22 protein-coding genes and 1 tRNA gene are annotated in these 22,762 nt (G+C 47.9%); 18 read left to right on the top strand and 5 right to left on the bottom strand.

Annotation, left to right across the window (positions count from 1 at the left end; genetic code table 11):
* Window positions 1–117 precede the first annotated feature (117 nt).
* The 5 genes from rsmI (at window position 118) to CIK95_RS09900 (ending at window position 7,789) form a co-directional block, all read left to right on the top strand.
* A complete protein-coding gene (gene rsmI, locus CIK95_RS09915) occupies window positions 118–813 on the top strand; it encodes a 16S rRNA (cytidine(1402)-2'-O)-methyltransferase (protein WP_094466910.1) in 696 nt (231 codons plus the stop codon).
* Window positions 810–1,661 carry a hypothetical protein gene (locus CIK95_RS09910; RefSeq protein ID WP_094384717.1) on the top strand — a complete coding sequence of 284 codons (852 nt, stop codon included), beginning with the start codon at window positions 810–812 and terminating at the stop codon, window positions 1,659–1,661. Before rsmI ends, CIK95_RS09910 begins: the two co-directional genes overlap by 4 nt.
* Window positions 1,662–1,827: 166 nt before the next feature.
* Window positions 1,828–2,193 carry a hypothetical protein gene (locus tag CIK95_RS09905; protein WP_094466909.1) on the top strand — a complete coding sequence of 122 codons (366 nt, stop codon included), beginning with the start codon at window positions 1,828–1,830 and terminating at the stop codon, window positions 2,191–2,193.
* A 957-nt stretch (window positions 2,194–3,150) separates the two neighbouring features.
* The gene (locus CIK95_RS13200) at window positions 3,151–3,336 is read left to right on the top strand and encodes a hypothetical protein (protein ID WP_158215123.1); all 186 of its coding nucleotides are present in this window, start codon (window positions 3,151–3,153) and stop codon (window positions 3,334–3,336) included.
* A complete protein-coding gene (locus CIK95_RS09900) occupies window positions 3,263–7,789 on the top strand; it encodes an Ig-like domain-containing protein (RefSeq protein WP_158215122.1) in 4,527 nt (1,508 codons plus the stop codon). Before CIK95_RS13200 ends, CIK95_RS09900 begins: the two co-directional genes overlap by 74 nt.
* A gap of 374 nt (window positions 7,790–8,163) precedes the next feature.
* On the opposite strand, the gene CIK95_RS09895 is transcribed toward CIK95_RS09900, so the two are convergent.
* The 5 genes from CIK95_RS09895 to CIK95_RS09875 all read right to left on the bottom strand — a co-directional run bounded on the left by CIK95_RS09895 (window position 8,164) and on the right by CIK95_RS09875 (window position 9,848).
* Window positions 8,164–8,388 carry a hypothetical protein gene (locus tag CIK95_RS09895; RefSeq protein ID WP_094466907.1) on the bottom strand — a complete coding sequence of 75 codons (225 nt, stop codon included), beginning with the start codon at window positions 8,386–8,388 and terminating at the stop codon, window positions 8,164–8,166.
* A gap of 323 nt (window positions 8,389–8,711) precedes the next feature.
* Window positions 8,712–8,951 carry a DUF3791 domain-containing protein gene (locus CIK95_RS09890; protein ID WP_094466906.1) on the bottom strand — a complete coding sequence of 80 codons (240 nt, stop codon included), beginning with the start codon at window positions 8,949–8,951 and terminating at the stop codon, window positions 8,712–8,714.
* A gap of 4 nt (window positions 8,952–8,955) precedes the next feature.
* Window positions 8,956–9,429: a DUF3990 domain-containing protein gene (locus tag CIK95_RS09885; protein WP_022309560.1), complete on the bottom strand. Its 474-nt coding sequence runs from the start codon at window positions 9,427–9,429 to the stop codon at window positions 8,956–8,958.
* Window positions 9,426–9,641 (bottom strand): DUF3791 domain-containing protein, encoded by a 216-nt coding sequence (locus CIK95_RS09880; RefSeq protein ID WP_022309559.1) that lies wholly within the window; start codon window positions 9,639–9,641, stop codon window positions 9,426–9,428. Before CIK95_RS09880 ends, CIK95_RS09885 begins: the two co-directional genes overlap by 4 nt.
* 133 nt (window positions 9,642–9,774) lie before the next feature.
* A tRNA-Met gene (locus CIK95_RS09875) sits at window positions 9,775–9,848 on the bottom strand.
* A gap of 237 nt (window positions 9,849–10,085) precedes the next feature.
* Here CIK95_RS09875 and CIK95_RS09870 point away from each other — a divergent pair.
* The 13 genes from CIK95_RS09870 to CIK95_RS09810 all read left to right on the top strand — a co-directional run bounded on the left by CIK95_RS09870 (window position 10,086) and on the right by CIK95_RS09810 (window position 22,638).
* Window positions 10,086–11,984, top strand: a complete 1,899-nt coding sequence (locus CIK95_RS09870; RefSeq protein ID WP_094384723.1) for an LptF/LptG family permease — start codon at window positions 10,086–10,088, stop codon at window positions 11,982–11,984.
* A gap of 42 nt (window positions 11,985–12,026) precedes the next feature.
* Window positions 12,027–13,238 (top strand): bifunctional 3,4-dihydroxy-2-butanone-4-phosphate synthase/GTP cyclohydrolase II, encoded by a 1,212-nt coding sequence (locus tag CIK95_RS09865; RefSeq protein WP_094384725.1) that lies wholly within the window; start codon window positions 12,027–12,029, stop codon window positions 13,236–13,238.
* Window positions 13,239–13,335: 97 nt separating this feature from the next.
* On the top strand, window positions 13,336–14,529 hold the full coding sequence (locus CIK95_RS09860) for a pyridoxal phosphate-dependent aminotransferase (protein WP_094384728.1): 1,194 nt from the start codon (window positions 13,336–13,338) through the stop codon (window positions 14,527–14,529).
* A gap of 192 nt (window positions 14,530–14,721) precedes the next feature.
* Window positions 14,722–15,543, top strand: coding sequence for a MotA/TolQ/ExbB proton channel family protein (locus CIK95_RS09855; RefSeq protein WP_022309555.1), 822 nt, complete (start codon window positions 14,722–14,724; stop codon window positions 15,541–15,543).
* 30 nt (window positions 15,544–15,573) lie between these two features.
* On the top strand, window positions 15,574–16,200 hold the full coding sequence (locus CIK95_RS09850) for a biopolymer transporter ExbD (protein ID WP_094384730.1): 627 nt from the start codon (window positions 15,574–15,576) through the stop codon (window positions 16,198–16,200).
* Between the two features lie 3 nt (window positions 16,201–16,203).
* A complete protein-coding gene (locus tag CIK95_RS09845) occupies window positions 16,204–16,851 on the top strand; it encodes a biopolymer transporter ExbD (protein WP_094384732.1) in 648 nt (215 codons plus the stop codon).
* A gap of 34 nt (window positions 16,852–16,885) precedes the next feature.
* The gene (locus tag CIK95_RS09840; protein ID WP_094384735.1) at window positions 16,886–17,719 is read left to right on the top strand and encodes an energy transducer TonB; all 834 of its coding nucleotides are present in this window, start codon (window positions 16,886–16,888) and stop codon (window positions 17,717–17,719) included.
* A gap of 14 nt (window positions 17,720–17,733) precedes the next feature.
* Window positions 17,734–18,693, top strand: a complete 960-nt coding sequence (locus tag CIK95_RS09835) for a PstS family phosphate ABC transporter substrate-binding protein (RefSeq protein ID WP_022309551.1) — start codon at window positions 17,734–17,736, stop codon at window positions 18,691–18,693.
* 59 nt (window positions 18,694–18,752) lie between these two features.
* A complete protein-coding gene (locus CIK95_RS09830) occupies window positions 18,753–20,177 on the top strand; it encodes a lipopolysaccharide assembly protein LapB (RefSeq protein WP_094384737.1) in 1,425 nt (474 codons plus the stop codon).
* Window positions 20,178–20,280: 103 nt separating this feature from the next.
* Window positions 20,281–20,733 carry a nucleoside deaminase gene (locus tag CIK95_RS09825; protein WP_022309549.1) on the top strand — a complete coding sequence of 151 codons (453 nt, stop codon included), beginning with the start codon at window positions 20,281–20,283 and terminating at the stop codon, window positions 20,731–20,733.
* 56 nt (window positions 20,734–20,789) lie between these two features.
* Entirely contained in the window at window positions 20,790–21,395 is a 606-nt protein-coding gene (locus CIK95_RS09820) for a hypothetical protein (RefSeq protein ID WP_094466905.1), read from the top strand.
* 448 nt (window positions 21,396–21,843) lie between these two features.
* Window positions 21,844–22,020, top strand: a complete 177-nt coding sequence (locus tag CIK95_RS13195) for a hypothetical protein (protein WP_158215121.1) — start codon at window positions 21,844–21,846, stop codon at window positions 22,018–22,020.
* A gap of 12 nt (window positions 22,021–22,032) precedes the next feature.
* The gene (locus tag CIK95_RS09810) at window positions 22,033–22,638 is read left to right on the top strand and encodes a HindIII family type II restriction endonuclease (RefSeq protein ID WP_256387375.1); all 606 of its coding nucleotides are present in this window, start codon (window positions 22,033–22,035) and stop codon (window positions 22,636–22,638) included.
* The last annotated feature ends 124 nt before the right edge of the window (window positions 22,639–22,762 follow it).

The following is a 22,762-nucleotide window of genomic DNA, read 5'->3' as shown; positions in this document are numbered from 1 at the left end:
AAACGCCGCTTTTTTGTCTCAATCACCACGTTTTAACGTTTTTTCCTTTTTCCTAATTATTTTTTTTGACCTAATGGTTATCGATACCGATATTTTTGTGTAAGTTTGCAACCATATATGGGTACATTATATATTATACCGACACCTGTGGGCAATATGGAGGACATGACGCTCCGCGCCATACGCATATTGAAAGAGGCCGATGTAGTGCTTGCCGAAGACACGCGCACATCGGGCAATCTGCTCCGCCACTTCGACATCAAGAACCATCTGCTGGCCCATCACAAGTTCAACGAGCACGGCACCACCGCCGGCATCGTCGAGCGGCTCAAGGCAGGCCAGACCGTGGCATTGGTGAGCGACGCCGGCACTCCCGGCATCAGCGACCCCGGATTCTATCTGGCGCGCGAGGCAGCCAACGCCGGTGTCGAGGTAGTGTGTCTGCCCGGCGCCACAGCCTGCATCCCCGCCATCGTGGCGTCAGGTCTGCCCTGCGACAGGTTCTGTTTCGAAGGTTTTCTGCCACAGAAGAAAGGGCGGCAGACGATGCTCGAGTCGCTGCGCGAAGAGACACGCACGATGATATTCTACGAGTCGCCCTACCGAGTGCTCAAGACGCTCCGGCAGTTTGCCGAAGTCTTCGGCGAAGACCGCCAGGTGAGCGTGGCGCGCGAGATATCCAAGCTCCACGAGCAGCACGTGCGCGGTACTCTGGCCGAGGTCATCGCCCATTTCACCGAGAATTCGCCACGAGGAGAGTTTGTTATAGTAGTGGCTGGTAATAATAAGAAATCTAAAAAGGAAAAACTATGAAGCAATTGAAGTTATTCGCATGCCTGGCACTCCTGTTGCTTGGCGCTTGTACGGGCAAGAAGTCATCGCCTGACCTGGCAAATATGGAACAAAACGACTCGCTGCAGCGCATCATCGCCCAGCGCGACAGTGAAATCAATGACATGATGAGCACGCTCAATGAAATCCAGGAAGGGTTGAGCGCCATCAATCAGGCTGAAAACCGACTGAGCATAGCCCGCGAGGGCGAAGGCGCCAACAAGACGGCGCAGATTAAGGAGAACATCAAGTTTATAGCCAATACCATGGCCCGCAACCGTGAGCTCATGAAGCGTCTGCAGCAGCAGTTGCGCGAGAGCCGCTTCAACGGCGACGAGCTGCGCAAGACCATCAGCAACCTCACCCAACAGCTCGACGACAAGGCGCAGGAGCTGCAGCGACTCAAGGCCGAACTCGACGCCAAAGATATACACATCGCCGAGCTCGACGAGAAGATAGACAACCTCAACGACAATGTCGAGAACCTGCAGACCGACGCCCAGCAGAAGGCCCAGACCATCAGCAACCAGGACAAGCAGCTCAACACCGCATGGTTTGTCTTCGGCACCAAGAAGGAACTCAAGGAACAGCATATCATGGAGAATGGCAAGGTGCTGCAGTCCAACTTCAACAAGAACTACTTTGCCAAGATTGACATCCGCATCGACAAGGAAATCAAGTTCTACTCCAAGTCGGCACGCATCCTCACCATGCACCCCTCGGGCAGTTACACCCTCACTCCCGATGTCAACAAGCAGTATGTGCTGCGCATCACCAATCCACAACTCTTCTGGTCTACCAGCAAGTATCTGGTGGTGCTCGTCAAGTAACCCCATCCACCCACGCCCAGGCCCTCCCTCATCACGAGTGGAGGGCTTTTTTCGTCTACGAATATTTTCTGCAAGAATTATTGGAATCTTTGGAAATATCCGATTGCGCAGATAAAACATGAGTATTTGCTGTCTAAAAGTATTGACTACATAAAACTACAAAACAATGATTGAAAAGATAATGGAACCCGCTGCCAAATGTGCAGAGGTGGTGTCTAAAGAATGTGTGAAAAAAGGTGCTGGAATTGCTGGTAAGATTATGGCTCTTATGATATCTTACCTCATTACAATATGGCTTACGTCAAGATATAAAGACAACGTCCATAAAGAATTGTTAGACAAGCATGACGAAGAGACTGCCAATAGACTGACCGAACAATTCAACATAGAAGTTGAAAAGCTCGAAAAGGAAATAGTGGAGTTGAAGAAGAAGCTAAACATAACAAAAGAAGAGGCGGAGTCTCGTTTCAGAGAAGGGGTTATTCGTATTTGCAAGAAATTTGGCATATCGCCTGACAGCGTCCTTAAATAAGGCTGCCTGCAACTGAAGGATATATTGCCCTCCGAGCCCATCGGGGGGCTTTTGGTATACGCTCGGCACGAGCATTGGCTGACGGGCAATGTCGCTTTTCCCTTGAGGATGATAGGGAGAGACTCTATAGTAGAGATGTCATCCTCGGCAGTGTCTCTTTCCCGCGCCAATGTCGTCGGAGATGCCATTGGTGGAGCGTCAGACATCACTGGCAACGCCGGGACCATCATTGTTGGTTCGTATCGGACGATACGCGCATCCGCATCGGACGGTACGTGCATCCGTATCGGACGGCACGTGCTTCCGTATCGGCCGATACGCGTCAGCAACAGTCATCTCCGCGCTGCTGAATGGCGTGAGCGTGAGGCTCTTTGGTGTCTCGTTGAGTGTGGGTGTCAATAGGGAAATAATGTTGATATGCTCCTTTTTTCTAATTGTCTAAAAAAAAACATTTCTAAAATTTTGTTTATTCTATATTTCTTTGTACATTTGCCGGCGAGAACCATTTCTGTACCATCAGGTCAAATGCGTTATACAGACTTGTTGTTTGCATCGCAACGCAGAAGTCCGCAAAGGGTGGGAAAAGAGATGCCTATGAGGGGCGTCTTGATAGTGGGGACCATATATATGATGAAGGCGTTTTCTTGACGCTTTGTTCTTGACACTCTGAAATCTCGCAAGTTTCAATCGTAAGTCAGGAATGAGGTAACGGTAGATGTCCATGGGTGTGTATTCTGTGCCCATATTGTATACCTTCGTTTTTTGTGGGTATACATATTGGCGTATACATATCGGCGTGGGCTTCTGCGTTGCTCGTTCAACTTACGATGGGCAATGCGAGAGCCTCAGAGTGTGGGACGAGTGATGGTAAAGACTCCCACGCTTTTTTCGTATACTTACAAACATAGTCTAAATAAACAATTCTTTCCGGGAGTCAAAGAAACTAACCTCAAGATTATGGTAACAAGAAATTCTTTCCTTAATGGAATTAAAGCGGATGTGGAGGAAACAGCTAAGAAACAACTTAGATTGGCAATTGAATCTCTGGAAAAGACAGACGCATTTACTGATGATGAAAAGAAAGAAATTAAACGTGTTTTATGCGAAGATCTTTCTTGTTTTACAATTAATTGGAACTTCTAAAGCGCTTTTTATGAAACGTTTTTTACTCATTTGGACATTGTTCCTGTGTTCGCTATCGACGGTATTTGCTCAATTTAGTGGGTCTGGGTCAGGAACTTTTGGCGACCCATATCGAATTTTCTATGCAGAGCAATTGAGTCAAGTACGCAACTTCCTTAATAAGGATGGAGTGTGCTTCAAACTTATGTCAGATATTGATTTGGCAGATTGGATTTCTGAGAATGCACCAAAGGAGGGATGGCAGCCTATTGGTGTTGAATCTTCACCGTTTAAAGGCGTATTCGACGGAAATGGCCATCAAATCAGCTCCATCAATGTTGAACGTGGAAGAACTGATAACATTGGTCTTTTTGGCGTTGTTGATGGTGCCACAATCAAAAAACTTACAGTGCAAGGAAAACTTAAGGGACGTAGCTGCATTGGAGGTATTTGTGGAAAATCGACAAACACGACGTTTAGTGATTGTAATGTTGTAGTAGATATACAAGGTGTTTCTAATATAGGTTCTTTGTCTGGTAGCAATAAAGGCGGACAGTTTGCAGAGTGTGTGGTTGCATCTACGAAGTTGAAAGGTGTTAGTATTTCTCAGTATGATGAAACTCTTCCTAATAACATAGGTGGCATTGTAGGGTGTAATTCAGGTGGACTAAAGTTCACTAAATGTATCGTTGAGGCAGATATAGTCGGCACCGAAAAAATGGGTGGAATTATCGGATGCGATAATGGAGAAACAACATTAAATGAGTGTCAAGTCTATTCTCATGTTAAAGGAAACGGAGATAATATTGGCGGCTTGGTTGGAGAAAGTTCGAGTACTGTTTCCGAGTCTGTTTTATGTAAATGTCTTTTCAATGGTACACTTGTGGGAAAGGATAATGTAGGCGGACTAATTGGCACTCGTAATGATTACTATAATAACTACAAACATTTGTCAATATCAAATAGTGTTGCAATATGTAATATCGATTCGGATAATAAAGTAGGAGGACTTATAGGGAGCGTATATGTAGGTTCTAGAGCTACGTTTGATATCGCAAACTCTTATTTCAGCGGAACCATTAATGGAGGAACTGATGTTGGGGGAATAGTGGGTAGAATGCATGAGAGTACAGATGATAGAGATGATGTTAGTAAAATTTCCAAGTGTTTTGTATCTGGTTTTGTATATGGTCGTGAATGTGTCGGAGGTGTCCTAGGAAAAAAGACTTGTAGTGAGAACTCTCGGGGAAATGTAAATATTACTTCTTGTGCATCCAATTTGAATGTTGTAAGTGCCACAGCAGGTATAGTTGGAAGGATATGTGGTTCGAGTTATAATGTGTCACTTGGCACAGATGGTACATCTGATGAGAATATCGCATTGTCAACAATGATAGTTTCAAGTCAAGGCGTTGTGTATGAAGTAAAGGATGGCGGCGGACATGGCGTTAGCAAGGGTATTTCTGGATTAAAACTCAAAGCCAACTATGTGGCTCATGGTTGGGACTTCAACAACGACTGGACTATGCAGGAGACAGAGACCCTCCCATACAAGCCTTGGCAGGCTGCGCCGCCTCGAATCACATCAGAATTTGTTTCAAAAGAAACGACTGTAAAAGGAAAGAGTATTGATGGTGGAACCGTCTATATAGAAATAGGTGATGTATATAAATCGTCTGTTGTTTGCAGTGGTAATACGTGGTCATTCTCTGTCCCCGCTCTTCAAGCAGGCGATCCCGTTAGGGTATATGCAGTTGTAGACGGCAAATGGCAATCTCCATATACCGACACATTTGTCGGTTACCCGGGCAACGGTACCTTGGCCGATCCATATCTGATTTATACCGCGGCAGACCTTCAAGGCGTTTACAAGAAAGGCTATTATAAATTGAAAAATGATGTAGACTTGACTGAGTGGATCAATCAGAATAATCCTGATGAAGGATGGCCTGCTATCGGTAAGAATGGATTGAGTGCTGTATATTTTGATGGCGGTGGTCATACCGTGTCTGGCCTTTGGTGTAATACTACTGCAGATTATAACGGTTTATTCTCCAACTTCCCGGATGGATATATCAAGAATCTTACAGTAAGAGTGGCAGAAGGTAAAGAAGTGAAGGGCGGTGATTATACCGGGGTTGTCATCGGGCGTTTTGCGAATGGTACAATCGACAATGTTACTGCTTCGGGCACTGTCAATGGTACCAGGAGAAGCGGTGGTATAGTAGGTGTGGCCGACAAACTGAAAATCAGTAGTTCGAAATTTGACGGAATCTTAATGTCGGATTCTGCTTCTGCTGTTTTAGGAGGTATTGCCGGTGAAATACAGAGTGGTGAAATTGTCAAGTCGCAAGCGAACTCAGATATCAAAGCAAGCGGTCAAAGTACTATCGCGGGTGCACTGGTGGGAAAAAACTATGGGCGTGTTGATTGCTCTTTTGCAAGTGGTGCTGTTTCACTGACAGGGGATGGTTCTTGTGGCAGTGGACTTGTTGGCGAGAATGAGAGTGGTGCGGAAATAGTCAATTGTTATTCTTCAGCCGATGCTACATCAATCCGCTATGCTGCAGGCCTTGTGGCTTTTAATATGGGAAAAGTAAGCAATTGCTATTGCAAAGGTCGCATAAACAGTAAGTTATATGGTGCTGGTGCTGTGGGGTATAATTCATGGACGGCTTCGATTAATGGTATTGTGGCTGGTAATCCTAAGGTTGAAGTGACCGACAAGAGCGGCTGGAGCATTCGTGTGCTTGGCGGTTTTGCAGAAGGCGGTGTTGAACCTGGTCAGAACAATTATGCTTTAAGCACGATGATACTTTCGGTCAATGGCGTTCCAAAAAAAGTTACTGACAATATTCTTGACGGATATGCCAAGACAGAGGAGGAACTGAAGTCTAAAGCTACATACGAAAAACTCGGATGGTCCTTTAGTCGTGTTTGGAAAATAGATGAAAACGAGGGTTGGCCAACCCTTGACATGACGGTTTATGGTCTTGTTTCGAGTGTTACTTTGGATCAGAAGTCCCTCACTCTAAAGAAAGGTCAGATGGTAACACTAAAAGCAATAGTTAAGCCAGATGATGCAACAGACAAGACGGTGACTTGGTCTTCCTCTGACACGGGCGTTGCTACCGTAAGGGATGGTATTGTGAGAGGTGTGGGCAATGGTAAGGCAACCATCTTTGCAACCTCTTCTGACGGAACAAATCTTTCTGACTCAGCCCTTGTTACGGTTTGTGCTCCTGTTAATGACACAATTCTGTTGAAAGATACGACTGCACAGAAGAACAAGACAATTATGTATCCGGTCTATCTCAATAATGAAGACCCTGTCTGCAGTTTCCAGTTTGATGTTTATTTGCCGGAAGGTATGGATATTGCCAAGAACAGCAAAGGCAAATATGATATTCAGTTTGCAGGAAGGCAGGAAGATACACACTCCATTACATCGAATAAGGTAAGTACTGGTGCTGTCCGCATCATTGCGTTCTCCATAGCCAATGATAATTTCTCTGGCAAGAGTGGAGCTCTTGTCTATCTCCCAATTACCATAGGAGATGTGACGAAGGGTGATTACGATATCTGTATCCGCAATATCGTTTTGGCAGATGCAGCAGAAAAAGAATATTACTGCCAGGATGCTAATGGCGTTATCCATGTCAAAGAAGTTATAATGGGCGATGCTAACAGTGATGGGAAGGTCTCTCTTGCTGATGTGAATAGCACAGTAAACTATATTGTGGAGAAACCATCAGAGAATTTTTGTTTCGAGGCAGCAGATATGAACAATAATGGAGTAGTTAATGTTTCTGATGTTAATGCCATCGTAAATGTGCTCGCAGAGGTAAAAACTCCTGCATTGGTTAAGATGCCTTATAATGTCTTGGCTGCTGCCAATGACGGCACTACAGATGACAGGATGTATTGTGACAACGTTACAGTCGCTCCAGGAAACTCAGTAACATTGCCAGTCAATCTTGATAATAGTGGTAATTACTGTAGCTTCCAGTTTGATATAGTACTTCCTAAGGGTATTACCATAGACAGTACAGTGAATAAGAACGGATCCGTCCGCTATTCAGCTTCCTTGGTTACATCGAGATGTGTAGATCATTCACTGACCTCTAATCTAATCAAAGGAAGTCGTTATCGCGTGATAGTGTTCTCATTGTCAAATACAGATGTAGAAGGAGCAAACGGTCCGGTGGTAAATATTAAGTTGAAGGCAGAAAAAAATGTAACAAGCGGAGATTATGTGCTTAAGATGGAGCGCATAGTTTTGGCTACTTCAGATGAAAAGGAATTTTATCCTGCTGACAATCAATCGACAGTTACGGTCTCAACTGAAACGGGCATTAATGGTCTTGCAGTAGACTCTTCTGATGAGAAAGTATACGACTTGCAAGGTCGTAAGGTGGACAAACCTTTACAGGGCCTATACATTATAAACGGAAAGAAAGTGATGGTCAAGTAATCTCTGATAAAAACTTATAAATAAAGCATGCTGCGGAATAACTCGTAGCATGCTTTTTTGTAGGTGTTCGGTATTAATCCCCATTGCTGCGTCTGGAGGGAGGCCTCATTCCTTTTTTTGCCAAAAGGTAATGATTTGCTTTATATAGTTCTTAAGTTCTGGAAAAATCGTGTTAGTCGCAATTTATGTCGGTTATATACCTCTTGGCACGGCCGGTAATCTATCCTTAGAATTCTCAATGCCAAAAAGTATATAATTGCGGTTTGCGTTGGCAGCGTTGTGGTTATCTACGCGTGTGGTTTCGCAAGGGGTCAACCCTGGTCAGAAATCTTCTGCAGGGCCTTTACTTGTTGGTCGTTCTTAGTAGGGTAGTGTCACGGGGCGTTCATCTCGTCGCGCGCCTTCTCCCACAGCTTTGCGAAAAGGAGGAACTGGTAGGCGTCGTCTCCCATATCCTTGAAGCAGGATGACTTGTGCGTTTTGAGTCCGTCAGCGGAGTAGATGTAGATATAGTCCTCTATCTCGCGGTCGGAAACGGTCGTACGGGTCTGCGTCCGCCACAGTCTGATGTTCTCCGTGCGAAAATACTCGTCGCTCACGGTGTTGCCGGCAGGGTTGAAGTAAATCCAGACGTCAAACTGGTAATCCTGAATGGTTTAGGCGGTTGATATAAGGTTGACAAGATGATGGATGGAGGCATTGCCTTTGTCTTGGATTAAATCTTTGAGGCAATATGCTTGTAAGATTTAGGGAGAGGGGGATGTGGTCTCCTTCTCCCGTTTTATATTCTCATCAAATTTCAATAGTTCCACAATCTGTGGCACAAATCAAAATAGAATTGACCAACAACTTGTTGGGAGAGTGTTTTGCCCCAATTTGGGCAAAGTCAACTGCGTTTAAGGTGTAGCCTATGGAAATGTATTTACGCCACAGTCTTTTCCGTTCCGGGCTGTTTCTTGTAGCCGTATTCTATGAGAAGTTCATCGGTGAGGTAGATGTCGCTCATGGTCTGCATATCGGCGATGCCCTCATCCATAAGGATAAAGGTATTTGAGTTGTAGAACTTGTCAAGAGCCTCATCAAGGGAAATTCCAGCTTCCTTGGCGAATGCCTTGACGATGCGTCCATATTTCATCTGGAGGATAGTCTTGTTTGTTTCCATAACATTATAGTATTATAGATTTGACATAATGCAGGTTTCTGTCAAGAAGTTCTTGGCTCGTAATGCATATTTGGTTGTTCGGTTTCTTGTAAATCAGCATGTCAAGAGCCTGCTCTTTGGTATATATACCCTGCATGTACAGGTCAACGGTGTTGTAAACCTTATCGTCGGCTATACCACCTTCGATTATGTCATACAGTGTATGGCCTTGAAGCCTCCGGCATGCAACAATGTAATCAATCCAGTCGCCGTCATACTTTTCAAAGACATGGGATGTAAAGCCTTCCAGGTTCTCGTCAAAATGATAAATGTTGAGAACGGCAGAATTATAGAGTCTTATGAATCTCTCGGCGTATTTGTCAGCCTGAGACCGTAAGCGAGTAAGGTAAAAGCCTTTTCCGAAGTCAAGGCTCTCACGGGAGTGAAGGATGTCGGGCTTATCGACAACTACCCGGGAGGAATGGTACAACGTAATCATGCGACAACCCCTTTCTCCTTCATCACGGATATGAGATCGTCGGTGATATACTGCTTCGAGAACGTGTGGAGCACGTCATAACATGGGATTATGTAATTGCTGATAATCCCCGATTCGCTCATCTTGCGATAAACATCGCGTGCGCTCATCTTCATCCTCTCCGCTACGCTTGAGACGCAGAATATTACAAAGTCCAATGTTTCTGAATTCATATCCAGTCTTTTGTGCAAAAATAAGGATATTCGTTGGGATTAGCAAGGGAAATCCTGAAAATCTTATTAATTTCCATCGTTTTCCCACATAAAGCAAAAGGAGTTACGATAGTCTTCGTAACTCCTTTTGCAGTAGCGGGGGTGGGACCCGAACCCACGACCTCCGGATTATGAATCCGACGCTCTAACCAGCTGAGCTATCCCGCCATTTGTGCGATTGCGGGTGCAAAGGTAGTGAAAATTTTCGTGCTTGCAAAATTTTCGGACACTTTTTGTCTCTTTTCCTATGTTTTTTTTGTTGCGACGCCTTCCGGCGCCTCCTCGGATGGACGCAAAAGCGGCGGCGGCAGTAATAAAAAGTGAAAAAATAAGGAGAATATGAATAATTTATGCTAACTTTGCACTCAAAATTATGTACACGCGTATATAGTCACCACGTACATTATGCTGCGAATAAAGAAATTAGATATATTCATCCTCAGGCAATTCAGCCTGCTCTTCTGCGGTACGTTCTGCATCAGCCTCTTTGTTCTGATGATGCAGTTTCTGTGGAAGTTTGTAGACGAACTGATAGGCAAGGGTCTGACTCTCGACATTATGGGTCAGCTGTTCTGGTATATGGGCCTGATGTTCGTACCCCAGGCGCTTCCGCTGGCACTGTTGCTTTCTTCGCTTATCACTTTTGGCAACTTGGGCGAGAGCAGTGAGCTCACGGCCATCAAGGCTGCGGGAATCTCGCTGATGCAGACCTTCAGGTCGCTCATCGTCTTTGCAGTGGTCACCACCGGCGTGAGCTTCATATTCCAGAACCAAATAGGCCCTATAGCCAACCAGAAGATGGCCCAGCTGTTTATCTCGGTAAAGCAGAAGAGCCCTGAACTGGAGATACCCGAAGGCATCTTCTATAGCGGCATCCCCAACTGCAACCTCTATGTGCAGAAGAAGGACATGAAGACCGGTAAGCTCTATGGCATCATGATTTACCGCATGACGGCCAGCTATGAAGACCATGCCATCATCCTGGCCGACTCGGGTATGCTGCAGTCAACGGCAGAGAAGAAACACCTGCTGCTCACGTTGTGGAGCGGTGAGTGGTTTGAGAATATGCAGACCCAGAGCTTCGGCGATGCCGCCTCGGTGCCTTACCGCCGCGAGACGTTTACCGCCAAGCGCATCGTGCTCGACTTTGACGGCGACTTCAGTCTGATGGATGCCTCCAGTCTGTCCAACAATGCCAAGGGCAAGAGTCTGGCCGAGCTTCAGCGCGGCAAGGACTCGCTCACGCTGCACTACGACAGTGTGGGCGCCGACTATATGGACTATGCCCGCATGACCTACTACCGCCAGGACAGCATCACACCCCACCAGCGGCTGGCTGTGGCAAAGATTATCAAGAGCCAGTCGGTGGACTTTGACTCCGTGTGTGCCAAACTCTCGCCCGACGCTCGCAAGAATATGGTGAACAGCGCTCTCTCTGATGTGCAGAGCGCCAAGGTGGACTTGGACTTCAAGAAACTGATAACCAATGACGGTGACCGACTGATACGCGAGCACAAGCTCGAGTCTATCAAGAAGTTTGCCCTCGCCCTGTCGTGTCTGATATTCTTCTTCATCGGTGCGCCGCTCGGCACCATCATCCGCAAGGGTGGTCTGGGTATCCCCATCATCGTGTCGGTGTTTGTGTATATCATCTACTACATCCTGGACAGCACGGGATATAAGATGGCACGTTCGGGAATATGGTCAATATGGTATGGCACGGCACTTGCGCCGGTGGTGCTCATCCCCACGGCGGCATTTGTCACCTACAAGGCTTCGCACGACTCAATGGTGTTCAACCTCGACCTGTGGCGCAGTCTGGCCATGCGCGTGCTGGGTCTGCGCCTGAAGCGCCATGTGCCCATGAAGGAGGTTATCGTAGACGAGCCCGACTATCGCGGCGATGCCGAGAAACTGGCGCAGATAAGCCGGGAGATACTGGAATACTCGCGTCGTCACCGTCTGCGCTCGGCGCCCAACGTGATAAAGGTGTTCTTCAAGTACTCGCCCGACCACGCCATAGAGAAAATCAATGCCCGACTGGAAGAGGTAATCGAAGACCTGTCCAACACGCGCGATGTGGTAATCATCAACGAGATGAACTTCTATCCCTACATCGCCACCAAGGCCCATACGCGCCCCTTCGAGCGCCGATGGCTCAACATTCTGGCTGCGCTGTGTCTGCCCCTGGGCCTGTTTCTGTACATTCGCATGTGGCAGTTCCGCATCCGTCTGTTCAATGATCTGCGCGACATCCAGCAGGCCAATGCCAACATCATATCGAGAATAGAGAAGATAGTATAATATATATAATAAGGTGTAATCACTCAGACAAGAACCAAGATTATGACTGATTTCAACATAGATAATATAGAGGCAGCCGTCAAGGACTTTGCCGAAGGTAAATTTGTGATTGTGGTCGACGATGAAGACCGCGAGAATGAAGGCGACCTGATTATCGCCGCCGAAAAGATAACACCCGAGAAGGTGAACTTCATGCTCAAGCATGCCCGCGGCGTGCTCTGTGCCCCCATCACCATCAGCCGTTGTGAAGAACTGGACCTGCCCCATCAGGTCTCTGACAATACCTCGATGCTTGGCACGCCGTTTACGGTAACGATAGACAAGCTGGAGGGCTGTAGCACAGGCGTGTCGGCACATGATCGAGCCGCCACCATACAGGCTCTGGCTGACCCCGCATCGACTCCGCAGACCTTTGGCCGTCCCGGCCATATCAATCCCCTCTACGCCCAGGACAACGGCGTGCTGCGCCGTAGTGGCCATACCGAAGCGGCCATCGATTTGTGCAAACTGGCAGGTCTCTATCCCGCCGGCGCACTCATGGAAATCATGAACGAAGACGGAACGATGGCTCGCATGCCCGAGTTGTGCAAGATGGCAGAAGAGTGGGGCATGCGCATCGTGTCTATCAAGGACCTTATCGCCTACAGACTCACCAAGGAGTCGATTATCGAGGTGGGCGACGAGGTGGAGATGCCTACCGAGTATGGCGACTTCAAACTCATCCCCTTCCGTCAGCAGAGTAACGGTCTGGAACACATGGCTCTCGTCAAGGGAGAGTGGCGTCCGGACGAGCCCATACTGGTGAGAGTGCACTCATCGTGCGCCACCGGCGATATCCTGGGCAGCAAGCGCTGCGACTGCGGCGAACAGCTGCACAAGGCCATGCAGATGATAGATCGTGAAGGTAAAGGCGTGCTCATCTACATGCAGCAGGAAGGTCGCGGTATCGGACTGATGAATAAGATAGCTGCCTACAAACTGCAGGAGGAGGGGTATGACACGGTGGATGCCAATGTGCATCTCGGTTTCAAGCCCGACGAGCGCGACTATGGTTGCGGCGCGCAGATGCTGCGTCATCTCAATGTCCACAAGATGCGTCTGCTCACCAACAATCCCGTGAAGCGTGTGGGTCTGGAGGCCTACGGACTCGAAATCGTGGAGAATGTGCCCATCGAGATTACCCCCAATATTTACAACGAGCGTTATCTCAAGACCAAGCGCGACCGCATGGGTCACACCCTGCATCTCAAATAATATAGGTTAAATCACCGTAGATGGGATAGGGTAGGCCGCGGCCGGGTTGTTTGCAATAATATAGAACAGCCTATATAAGAACGTTAAAAAGTATATTATGATTAATTTGTCAGATTGTATCAATCGCCTGGCTCCATCGGCTACGCTGGCGATGTCGCAGAAAAGTAGCGAGATGAAGGCCCAAGGCATTGATGTCATCAATCTCAGTGTCGGAGAACCAGACTTTAACACTCCCGACCACATCAAGGAAGCTGCCAAGAAGGCTATCGATGACAACTATTCGCGCTATTCGCCTGTGGCGGGCTATGCCTCGCTCAGGGAAGCCATTGTGCGAAAGCTCAAGCGCGAGAACGGACTTGACTACACGCCTGCCCAGATATCGGTGTCAAACGGCGCCAAGCAGGGTGTGTGCAATACGGTCATGGCGCTCGTCAACAAGGGAGACGAGGTCATCATCCCGGCTCCCTACTGGGTAAGTTATCCGCAGATGGTCAAGATGGCCGACGGCGAACCGGTCATCGTGAACACTGGATTTGAACAGGACTTCAAAATGACTGCCCAGCAACTCGAGCAGGCCATCACTCCCAAGACCCGCCTGCTCATACTCTGCTCGCCAAGCAATCCTACAGGAAGCGTCTATTCGCGTGAAGAACTGCGGGAATTGGCAGAAGTGATACTGCGCCACGACGGCGTCTATGTTCTGGCTGATGAAATCTACGAGCATATCAACTATACCGGACATCATGAGAGCATTGCTCAGTTTGAAGGCATGCAGGAGCGTTGCATCATCGTCAACGGCGTGTCCAAAGCCTATGCCATGACCGGCTGGCGTATCGGTTACATCGCTGCCCCCGAATGGATAGTCAAGGGATGCAACAAGTTGCAGGGCCAATACACCAGCGGCCCATGTTCGGTAAGCCAGAAAGCGGCTGAAGCTGCCTATGATTCGCCTCAGAGTTGCGTAGAGGAAATGCGGAAGGCGTTTGAGCGTCGTCGCAACCTTATCGTCGACCTGGCCAAAGATATCCCTGGCCTCGAGGTCAACTGTCCGCAAGGCGCTTTCTACCTCTTCCCCAAGTGCAGCAGCTTCTTCGGAAAGAGCGACGGCACGCGCGTCATCAACAGTTCTACCGACCTGGCCATGTATCTGCTCGAAGAAGCCCATGTAGCTACTGTCGGTGGCGATGCTTTCGGTGATTCCGATTGCTTCAGAATGAGTTACGCCACCAGCGATGAAAATATTCGCACGGCCATGGGACGCATTAAGGCTGCGCTTGGCAAACTCAAATGATATACGCCATCTAAAAAAGTCACAAATATCTTGTTAAAACTTCTTAATTAAGTGGCGGATATATATTAATTTGCTATCTTTGCTTGTCAAAAGATACAATCAGTTCAATTGTGCAAAACAAGGGAAAGAAAACAAGAAGAAATAGATTAACTTATAACATTTTATTAATAACCAAAAATTAATTGTAACATTATGGCAACTACAAAAAAAGCAGCCCCCAAGAAGGGCTTTCAGGGAGTTAGAGATGCAATTTGGATCATCGTTGTTTGTTTCGGTCTGGCCGTAGCTTTCTACGAGGGATTCCTCGGTAACGGAGCTAACTTCCATGGTGGAGACAACAGCGGTGAGCCCGCTAACCTGCTCGGTACAATCTACAAAGGTGGTATCGTAGTACCTGTAATCTTCACTTTGTTGTTCACCGTTATCGCACTCGGTGTTGAGCGTTTCTTCGCCCTCCGCTCTGCTTTCGGTAAGATGTCTCTCGCTAAGTTCACTGCTGAGGTTAAGGTAGCTATCAAGGCTGGCGATTTCGCTAAGGCTCACCAGCTCTGCGACAAGATGCAGGGTACTGTAGCTAACGTAGTTAACGCTTCTCTGAATACTTATGAGGAGATGGAGAAGACTACTGGCGTTAAGAAGAGCCAGAAGATCGCTAAGATTCAGCAGGCTCACGAGGAAGCAACTCAGCTTGAGATGCCTACTCTCCAGATGAACCTCCCCATCGTAGCAACTATCGTTACTCTCGGTACTCTTACCGCTCTGTTCGGTACCGTTGTTGGTATGATCCGTTCATTCGCCGCTCTGGCAGCAGGTGGTGGTGCTGACTCACAGGCACTTTCTACTGGTATTTCTGAGGCCTTGGTTAATACCGCATCAGGTATCTTGACATCTTGGTTCGCCGTTGTTATCTACAACTTCTTCACAAACAAGATTGATAAGCTGACTTACGCTCTTGATGAAGTTGGTTACACTATTGCTCAGACATACGAAGCCAACCACGGAGAAGAAGCTTAATTTTTGCTAACCCTTTAAAAATTTATCGCTATGGGTAAAGTAAAAATTGAGAAGAAAGATGTCTGGATCGACATGACTCCTATGTCCGATGTCATGGTGCTCCTGCTGACATTCTTCATGTTGACATCAACATTCGTGAAGAATGAGCCAGTAAAGGTGAACACCCCTGGATCGGTTTCGGAGATTAAAGTGCCCGAGAAGGACGTGCTGACCATCAGTGTAGCCAAGGATGGCAAGGTATTCATGAGCATCGAAAATGCCAACGACCTCGTTAGTGTTGTTGATGCCATGACCAGCCGATTTGGTGTGACTTTGAATGGAGCACAGCGTGAAGCTCTCAAGAAGCATTCAATGCTTGGTGTGAGCGTAGAAAAATTGCCCGCATATCTGAGTCTTCCCGAAGACCAGATGGCTGACGCCATACAGAAAGAAGGTATTCCTACCGACAGTATCGACAATGGCGATGGCAAGAAGGGTATGAGCGAGTTCCAGTTGTGGGTTGCTGAAGCTGTCTTAGTCAATGAGGATATGAAGATTGCCATCAAGGCAGACTCTGACACTCCTTACAAGACAGTGAAGACTGTAATGTCTGAGCTTCAGGATATGAACCAGAACCGCTATTATCTTATCACTTCTTTAAAGAAAGAGGAGGACTAAAGAATGGCAAAGCAGAAAGCAAGTAAACAAAAGAAAATGAATGTCCGCGTAGACTTTACGCCTATGGTGGATATGATGATGCTTCTTATCACGTTCTTTATGCTCTGTACGTCTTTGGCCAAACCTCAGACTATGGAATTGAGTATGCCAAGTAATGACAAGAACACGAAAGATGAAGACAAGTCTGTGACCAAGGCTTCTTACACCATTACAATATATGTAGGTGCCGATGACCAGATTTACTACATCGCTGGTTTGCCCAAATACGATGACCCTACCTGCCTGAAGAAGACAACTTGGGGTAAGGACGGTATTCGTAAGGTGCTCATTACCCACGTTACTGAAGATGGCACTCAGCCTGTACAGCAAGTGATGTTGGCCAAGGCTAAACTTGATGAAAAGAAGCTCAACGAGCCCAACTTCCCCGACACGCTCTACAACAGCGAGCTGTCTAAGATTAAGGCCGGTGACCTCGGTAATGGCCAGAAGATTTCGACCATGACCATCATCATCAAGGCTACTGACAAGGCCAGCTACAAGAACTTGATAGATGCTCTCGATGAAATGCAGTTGTGCAGCATCGGTAAGTATGTGATTGATAAAGTTAACCCAGACGACCAAAAGCTGCTTGATAAGGCAGGCGTTAAGTAGTCGTTATTGTTGAATTATTAAAATTAAGAAGACTATGTCAAAAATTGATTTGATTTCTTCAGACTGGGTTGATTTGGTATTTGAAGGGCGCAATAAGGCCTACGGTGCCTATAGACTCCGTAAGAGCACTACCAAGCGTAACATCCTCGCTATGGTTGCAGTTGTAATACTGTTGATTGTTGCCTTTATCATTCTCACAGTCAAGAATTTTGTAGACGAGCAGCGTGCCAAGGTCGCAATGACCCAGGTGGCTGAGCTTACTAACTATGACCAGCCCAAGAAGAAGGCTGAGGTTAAGCAGAAGAAAGTCGAGGTTGAACCCGAGCGTGTTGTAGAGCGCGTAAAGAGCTCTATCAAGTTTACCGCTCCTGTCATCAAGAAGGATGAAGAGGTGAAGCCCGATGAAGAGCTTAAGACTCAGGACGAATTGATGAGTACCAAGACCGCCATCGGTACCTTTGATGTAAAGGGTAACGATGATGCCAATGGTGAGATTCTCAAGGCCAAGGAAGTTATTGCCGAGCCCGAGCCACCTAAGCATGAGGAGGAAAACAAGGTATTCGATATCGTAGAGCAGCAGCCTTTGTTCCCCGGTGGTCCTGCGGCGCTTATGAAGTATCTCTCTGAGAATACTAAGTATCCCGTTGTAGCCCAGGAGAATGGTGTTCAGGGCCGTGTAACTGTACAGTTCGTGGTTGAGAAGGATGGTTCTATCTCAGACGTACACGTTTTGAGAGGTGTAGACCCATCACTCGACAAGGAAGCCGTACGCGTGGTTAAGTCAATGCCACGTTGGACTCCTGGTAAGCAGAATGGTATTACCGTTCGTGTGAACTACCGCGTTCCTGTATTGTTCAGATTGCAATAGTAAACGTTTGAATAATGAAGAAGACCGTATTCTACAGTATTGTAGGATTAACACTTTTCGCCTGCTTTTGTCTTTCTTGCTCCGGTAAGAAAAACAAAAGCGGACGAACAGATACATATTCGTCAGGGGTGGCCAGTTTCGCCTCTGACGAAAGTTTTAGCCCCATTATTGATGAGGAAGTTGAGCTCTTCCAATTCACTTACCCCCAGGCTACGCTCAAGCCTATCTACACCAACGAGTCAGACGCTATCACGATGTTGCTGCAAGGAAAGATTTGTCTTGCCGTGACAGCCCGCGATTATAGGGATATGGAGCGTCAGAGCTTGCGTGACAAGAGTTTCAATCCCCGTGCCATACCTATCGCTTACGATGGCTTGGCGCTTATTGTCAACAAGGCCAACAATGACACCTGTATATCTGTCAAGGATTTTGCTGCCATCATGTCGGGTAAGATTACCCAGTGGAAGCAACTCAATCCCAAGTCAGACAAAGGCGAGGTGCTCATAGTCTTTGACAATAAGAAATCCAGTACCGTCCACTTTGTGGAAGACAGTATCCTTGGCGGCAAGCCCATTACCAACCCCAATATGGCAGCCACCAACAACACCGCCGACGTCATCAAGTATGTTGAAGAGAATGTCAATGCCATTGGCATTATCGGCAGCAACTGGCTCAATGACAAGCGCGACACCACCAACCTCACATTCAAGAAGAATATCCGTACGATGTCGGTTTCCCGGCTTGACAAGGCTACGCCCGAGAACAGCTGGAAGCCCTATCAATACTATATTTATAATGGCAACTATCCCCTTTCGCGCACCATCTATGCGCTTCTCAACGACCCGTTGCGCGGTCTGCCGTGGGGCTTTGCCAACTTCATGCACTCCCCCAAGGGTCAGCTCATCATTTTCAAGTCCGGCCTGCTCCCTGTTCAGGGTAATATTACCATTCGTGATGTTAATATAACCAAATAGCCGTAACATTGAGAATTGGTAAAACGTCCTATAATTAAGTAACCCTAAAACTTAGAATTATGAAGTCGATTAAATATTTCTTTATCGGAGCTCTGCTGATGGGTTTCAGCGCTCCCGCAATGTCACAGGATATGAAGAGTGACATCGAGAACATTAGTAAACTGGTTAAGGAAAACAAGTCCAATCCTGCTGCTATCAAGGATGAGATTAAGGCTTTCCGCAAGAACTACAAGAAGAACGCTGAGGCACTGACAGCCCTCGGCCGCGCTTATCTTGATGTCAAGGATACCGCCAATGCCGTGGCTTTGGCCGAGAATGCCTTGAAGGTCAACAGCAAGTATGGTCCTGGCTACGTGCTCATGGGCGATATCGAAGTTGCCAAGGACAATGGTGGTAGCGCATCCGCTTGGTTTGAGCAGGCCACTATGATGGACCCCCAGAACATTGAGGGCTACCGTCGTTATGCCCAGGTCAACAGCAAGGCCAACCCCACTATGGCTGTGATGAAACTCGAGGAACTCCGCAAGGTTCGCCCCGACTATCCCGTTGACATCATTTCTGCCGAGATTTTCGACAAGGCTGGTCGCCTCGAGAAAGCTGTCGAGTATTATGACAAGGTTGACCGCAGCCAGATGGAAGACTATCAGCTGGCAGCCTATGCCACCGACTGCTTCCTGCTCGGCAAGTACGAGAAGAGTCTTGAGATAGCCCAGATGGGTGCTGGCAAATTCCCTTCCAACTCTGCCCTCAACCGTCTGTGCATGTTCAACAACACCGAGTTGAAGAAATTCCCCGAGGCAGTGGCTGCCGGCAAGGCTCTCTTCGCTTGCGAGGGTGCCAAGATTTCTGGCAACGACCACCTCTATTACGCTACTGCGCTTAAGGGTAACAAGGAGCTTGACAGCGCTATCGAGCAGTACATCAAGGCTGCAGAGGTGGCTCCCGAGGACAAGGACCTGCAGATTTCTGTTTACAGAGACCTCGCCGAGGTTTATGGCCAGAAGGGCGACATCGACAAGGCTGTTGAAAACTTCAACAAGTACATCGAAATCTCTTCCAAGCGCACCGCTTCTATGTATGGTCAGCTCGCTGCTCTCTACAAAAACCAGGCTGCCAAGGTAGAGGGAGCCGAAATGGAGAAGTATCTGCTCGAGGCCGACAAGGTATATGCTACCATCGCCGAGCAGTTCTCAACCTTTGCTGACTACGCTACTCTCCAGCGTGCTCACATCGGCTTCCAGCTCGACCCCGAGACCAAGACCGGTGCTGCCAAGCCCCACTACGAGAAGCTCGTAGAGATTATCAAGGGTCACGAGACCATGGATGACCACGACAAGGCCAACCTCCTCGAGGCTTACAGATACCTTGGCTACTATTACACTCTCGCCAAAGAGAACGACAAGGCAGCCGACTACTGGCACAAGGTGCTCGAGCTCGACCCGGAGAATGCTGCCGCCAAGGCCGCTCTCGGTATCAAGGAGTAAGACAACAATTCAACCATAATAGCAGAGCGGGAATAAGTTCACACTATTCCCGCTCTCTTTTTTTACCCGTTTCTTTATCCCCTTTATCCCATTCCTATCCCCAATGAGTGCAGAAGAACAGCAGAAGAAAGACCTCTTCTATATGTCAAAGGCCCTCGAGCAGGCCCGCATAGCCCTCGATGCCGACGAGATACCCATCGGAGCTGTCATCGTGTGTGGCGACCGCATCATCGCCCGCGCCTCCAACCTCACCGAAGCCCTCAACGATGTCACCGCCCATGCCGAGATGCAGGCCATCACCTCTGCCGCCAACCTTCTCGGTGGAAAATATCTCAAGGGCTGCACCCTCTATGTCACCGTCGAACCTTGCGTGATGTGCGCTGGAGCCCTCGGCTGGTCCCAGATAGACCGAGTCGTCTATGGCGCCCCCGATGCCAAGCGCGGCTATGCCCTCTATGCTCCCCATGCCTTCCATCCCAAGACCCGCGTCACTGCCGGAGTGATGGAAGATGAGTGTCGGCAGCTGATGCAAGATTTCTTTAAGTCCAAACGATGACCGCGCCCGCTTCGTCACAGTCGCACGGGCTGACGCCACTATTCATTTGGTTTCCTATGAGGCGTTACCTATTTCTTGTCTTCCTCGCCCTGTGCTGCGCAGCGTGCACCAGGCGCCGGTCTGCCTCCGAGCCTTCGCTCCCTGCCGACAAAAAGCCCTTTACCATCTACCTGCAGCCCTATGAAGATTTTCCTCAACGCGAGGCAGAGGCGCTGCGAGCCTCCATCACCCAGGCACTTGGCAGAGTCTATCGCGGCGACTGGTCGCATGTCGAGGTGCTGCCCAGCCGCCCCCAGCCGCCCCACGCCTATTACAAGCCACGCCAGCGCTATCTCGCCAGTGCCTTGCTTTGCGACCTCACCGTTGCCGGTCCCGACGCTTTTGTTATAGGACTCACCCACAAAGACATCTCCTTCAACATCCACAACACCAAGAACTACGGCATTATGGGCCTTACCACCCGTGGCCACTTCAAGACCATCGTGTCAGACTATCGTGCCAAGGGCGACAACTTCCTTGCCGTCATAGTCCACGAGTTTGGCCATGGCTACTACAAAGCCCCACACTGCATCGACTCCACTTGCATCATGTGCGATTACCAGGCGCATAAAGGCAAGCCCTTCGTCTACGGCCTGTGCCCCGCCCATCAGTACATGCATTAACCCCCTCACCTTTATCCATTCCCCCCTTCTGCCCCTGGCGGTCGCTGCTGAAAGGGAGATTGCGTTTCCCCCTCTCCGCCATTGCCTTTGTCCCCTTGCAGCAGCCCGTCGCCGGCTCGTAACGGAAGGAACGAGCCCTCGTACCTATTGCCACGTGCTTCCGTATCGTATGTCACGAGCCCACGTGTCAATTGATACGAGCTGCCAACGTGCATCTCGGCGGCGACAGACGGCGTCTGCGTGGGATAAGGTCCAATGAAATTACTCATGGTCCAATGTTATGGAGTTTCATCTATATGTAGAAAACTACTTTAACCTCCTTTCTTATTTACAACTGAAATCAATATTAGGACAGGCTCTTGTCATAAATATCCAAAAAACCAGCTCAAAAATCTGGAATTATGCTTTTAATACTGTATCTTTGTAGATGATTTAATGATGGTGAATTATGAACTTTGCAGAATTAAGGTCAGCGATAAAGAACAGTATTGACCTGGACTTTCAGGTAGCCAGCAGTCGACTCCAGACTACAATATTCGGTCTTGACAGGACCGACATATTACCGCTTGTAGTAGAAATCGGCATCATACCAGAGGATATAAAGCACGACTCAACAGAGGAGTAGTTATATACCAAAGTGTCTGACATCCTTTTGGCCAAGTCGCTCAGTGAGATGAATCTCGAGGTCGCTGTATTGACGCAACGGAGTGACAGTGCTGATATTATAGCGCAAAGTCGTTATCATGGCTATAGCCTGGTTGGTGATGCTAAAACCTTCAGGCTCAGCAGGACCGCCAAAAATGCCAAGGACTTCAAGGTAGTTTCTATGGCTCAGTGGAAGGGTGATTGCGATTACTCTGTTTTGGTTTGCCCTTACTACCAATATCCCAAAAGCGTAAGTACGATTTATAAGGAAGCTCTCGACCACAATGTCTCTTTGTTCAGCTGGGAATACCTTTATATGTTGCTAAAGGAGGGTGTAACAGAAAGCCCTTCCTGCAATCTTAGAGAATTGTTCAACCAAAGTGCGATAATAGCCAATGCGACAACAGTGGTCAATGCCAAAGCCAACTTCTTGCAGCAGCAGAACGTGAATATCGCCGATATTATCAATATGCCGCAAAGTAGGTTTGACGATTATCTTAAGGAAATCGTCAAGATACTCGTAGAACGCGGCAATGCCGAAATTGGTTATTACGAGAGTGAGCAGCAACGCGTAAAGCAGTTGAGTAGAGAGGATTGACTTACCCTAAAAAAACTTGACACTTTTGGATGCCTAAAACAAAAGTGTATGAGAACAAAAGTAAAACGTGAAAGAGATCGTGTCCTAAATGAAGCGACAGGTCAGTATGAATGGGTATGGGTAG

Source organism: Prevotella sp. P5-108, assembly GCF_002251385.1.
In the GTDB taxonomy this organism is placed as follows: Bacteria; Bacteroidota; Bacteroidia; order Bacteroidales; family Bacteroidaceae; genus Prevotella.
Note: the sequence above shows the minus strand (reverse complement) of the source record. Positions and strands in the feature narration are given on the sequence as shown.

Excerpts from the sequence above, each read along its gene's own strand:
- CIK95_RS09845 (WP_094384732.1), top strand. The coding sequence starts at position 16,204 with ATGGCAAAGCAGAAAGCAAGTAAACAAAAGAAAATGAATGTCCGCGTA.
- CIK95_RS09830 (WP_094384737.1), top strand. The coding sequence starts at position 18,753 with ATGAAGTCGATTAAATATTTCTTTATCGGAGCTCTGCTGATGGGTTTC.
- CIK95_RS13200 (WP_158215123.1), top strand. The coding sequence starts at position 3,151 with ATGGTAACAAGAAATTCTTTCCTTAATGGAATTAAAGCGGATGTGGAG.
- CIK95_RS09855 (WP_022309555.1), top strand. The coding sequence starts at position 14,722 with ATGGCAACTACAAAAAAAGCAGCCCCCAAGAAGGGCTTTCAGGGAGTT.
- CIK95_RS09905 (WP_094466909.1), top strand. The coding sequence starts at position 1,828 with ATGATTGAAAAGATAATGGAACCCGCTGCCAAATGTGCAGAGGTGGTG.
- CIK95_RS09825 (WP_022309549.1), top strand. The coding sequence starts at position 20,281 with ATGAGTGCAGAAGAACAGCAGAAGAAAGACCTCTTCTATATGTCAAAG.
- CIK95_RS13195 (WP_158215121.1), top strand. The coding sequence starts at position 21,844 with ATGAACTTTGCAGAATTAAGGTCAGCGATAAAGAACAGTATTGACCTG.
- CIK95_RS09870 (WP_094384723.1), top strand. The coding sequence starts at position 10,086 with ATGCTGCGAATAAAGAAATTAGATATATTCATCCTCAGGCAATTCAGC.
- CIK95_RS09835 (WP_022309551.1), top strand. The coding sequence starts at position 17,734 with ATGAAGAAGACCGTATTCTACAGTATTGTAGGATTAACACTTTTCGCC.
- CIK95_RS09840 (WP_094384735.1), top strand. The coding sequence starts at position 16,886 with ATGTCAAAAATTGATTTGATTTCTTCAGACTGGGTTGATTTGGTATTT.
- CIK95_RS09860 (WP_094384728.1), top strand. The coding sequence starts at position 13,336 with ATGATTAATTTGTCAGATTGTATCAATCGCCTGGCTCCATCGGCTACG.
- CIK95_RS09820 (WP_094466905.1), top strand. The coding sequence starts at position 20,790 with ATGAGGCGTTACCTATTTCTTGTCTTCCTCGCCCTGTGCTGCGCAGCG.
- CIK95_RS09900 (WP_158215122.1), top strand. The coding sequence starts at position 3,263 with ATGATGAAAAGAAAGAAATTAAACGTGTTTTATGCGAAGATCTTTCTT.
- CIK95_RS09910 (WP_094384717.1), top strand. The coding sequence starts at position 810 with ATGAAGCAATTGAAGTTATTCGCATGCCTGGCACTCCTGTTGCTTGGC.
- CIK95_RS09885 (WP_022309560.1), bottom strand. The coding sequence starts at position 9,429 with ATGATTACGTTGTACCATTCCTCCCGGGTAGTTGTCGATAAGCCCGAC.
- CIK95_RS09865 (WP_094384725.1), top strand. The coding sequence starts at position 12,027 with ATGACTGATTTCAACATAGATAATATAGAGGCAGCCGTCAAGGACTTT.
- CIK95_RS09890 (WP_094466906.1), bottom strand. The coding sequence starts at position 8,951 with ATGGAAACAAACAAGACTATCCTCCAGATGAAATATGGACGCATCGTC.
- CIK95_RS09850 (WP_094384730.1), top strand. The coding sequence starts at position 15,574 with ATGGGTAAAGTAAAAATTGAGAAGAAAGATGTCTGGATCGACATGACT.
- rsmI (WP_094466910.1), top strand. The coding sequence starts at position 118 with ATGGGTACATTATATATTATACCGACACCTGTGGGCAATATGGAGGAC.
- CIK95_RS09880 (WP_022309559.1), bottom strand. The coding sequence starts at position 9,641 with ATGAATTCAGAAACATTGGACTTTGTAATATTCTGCGTCTCAAGCGTA.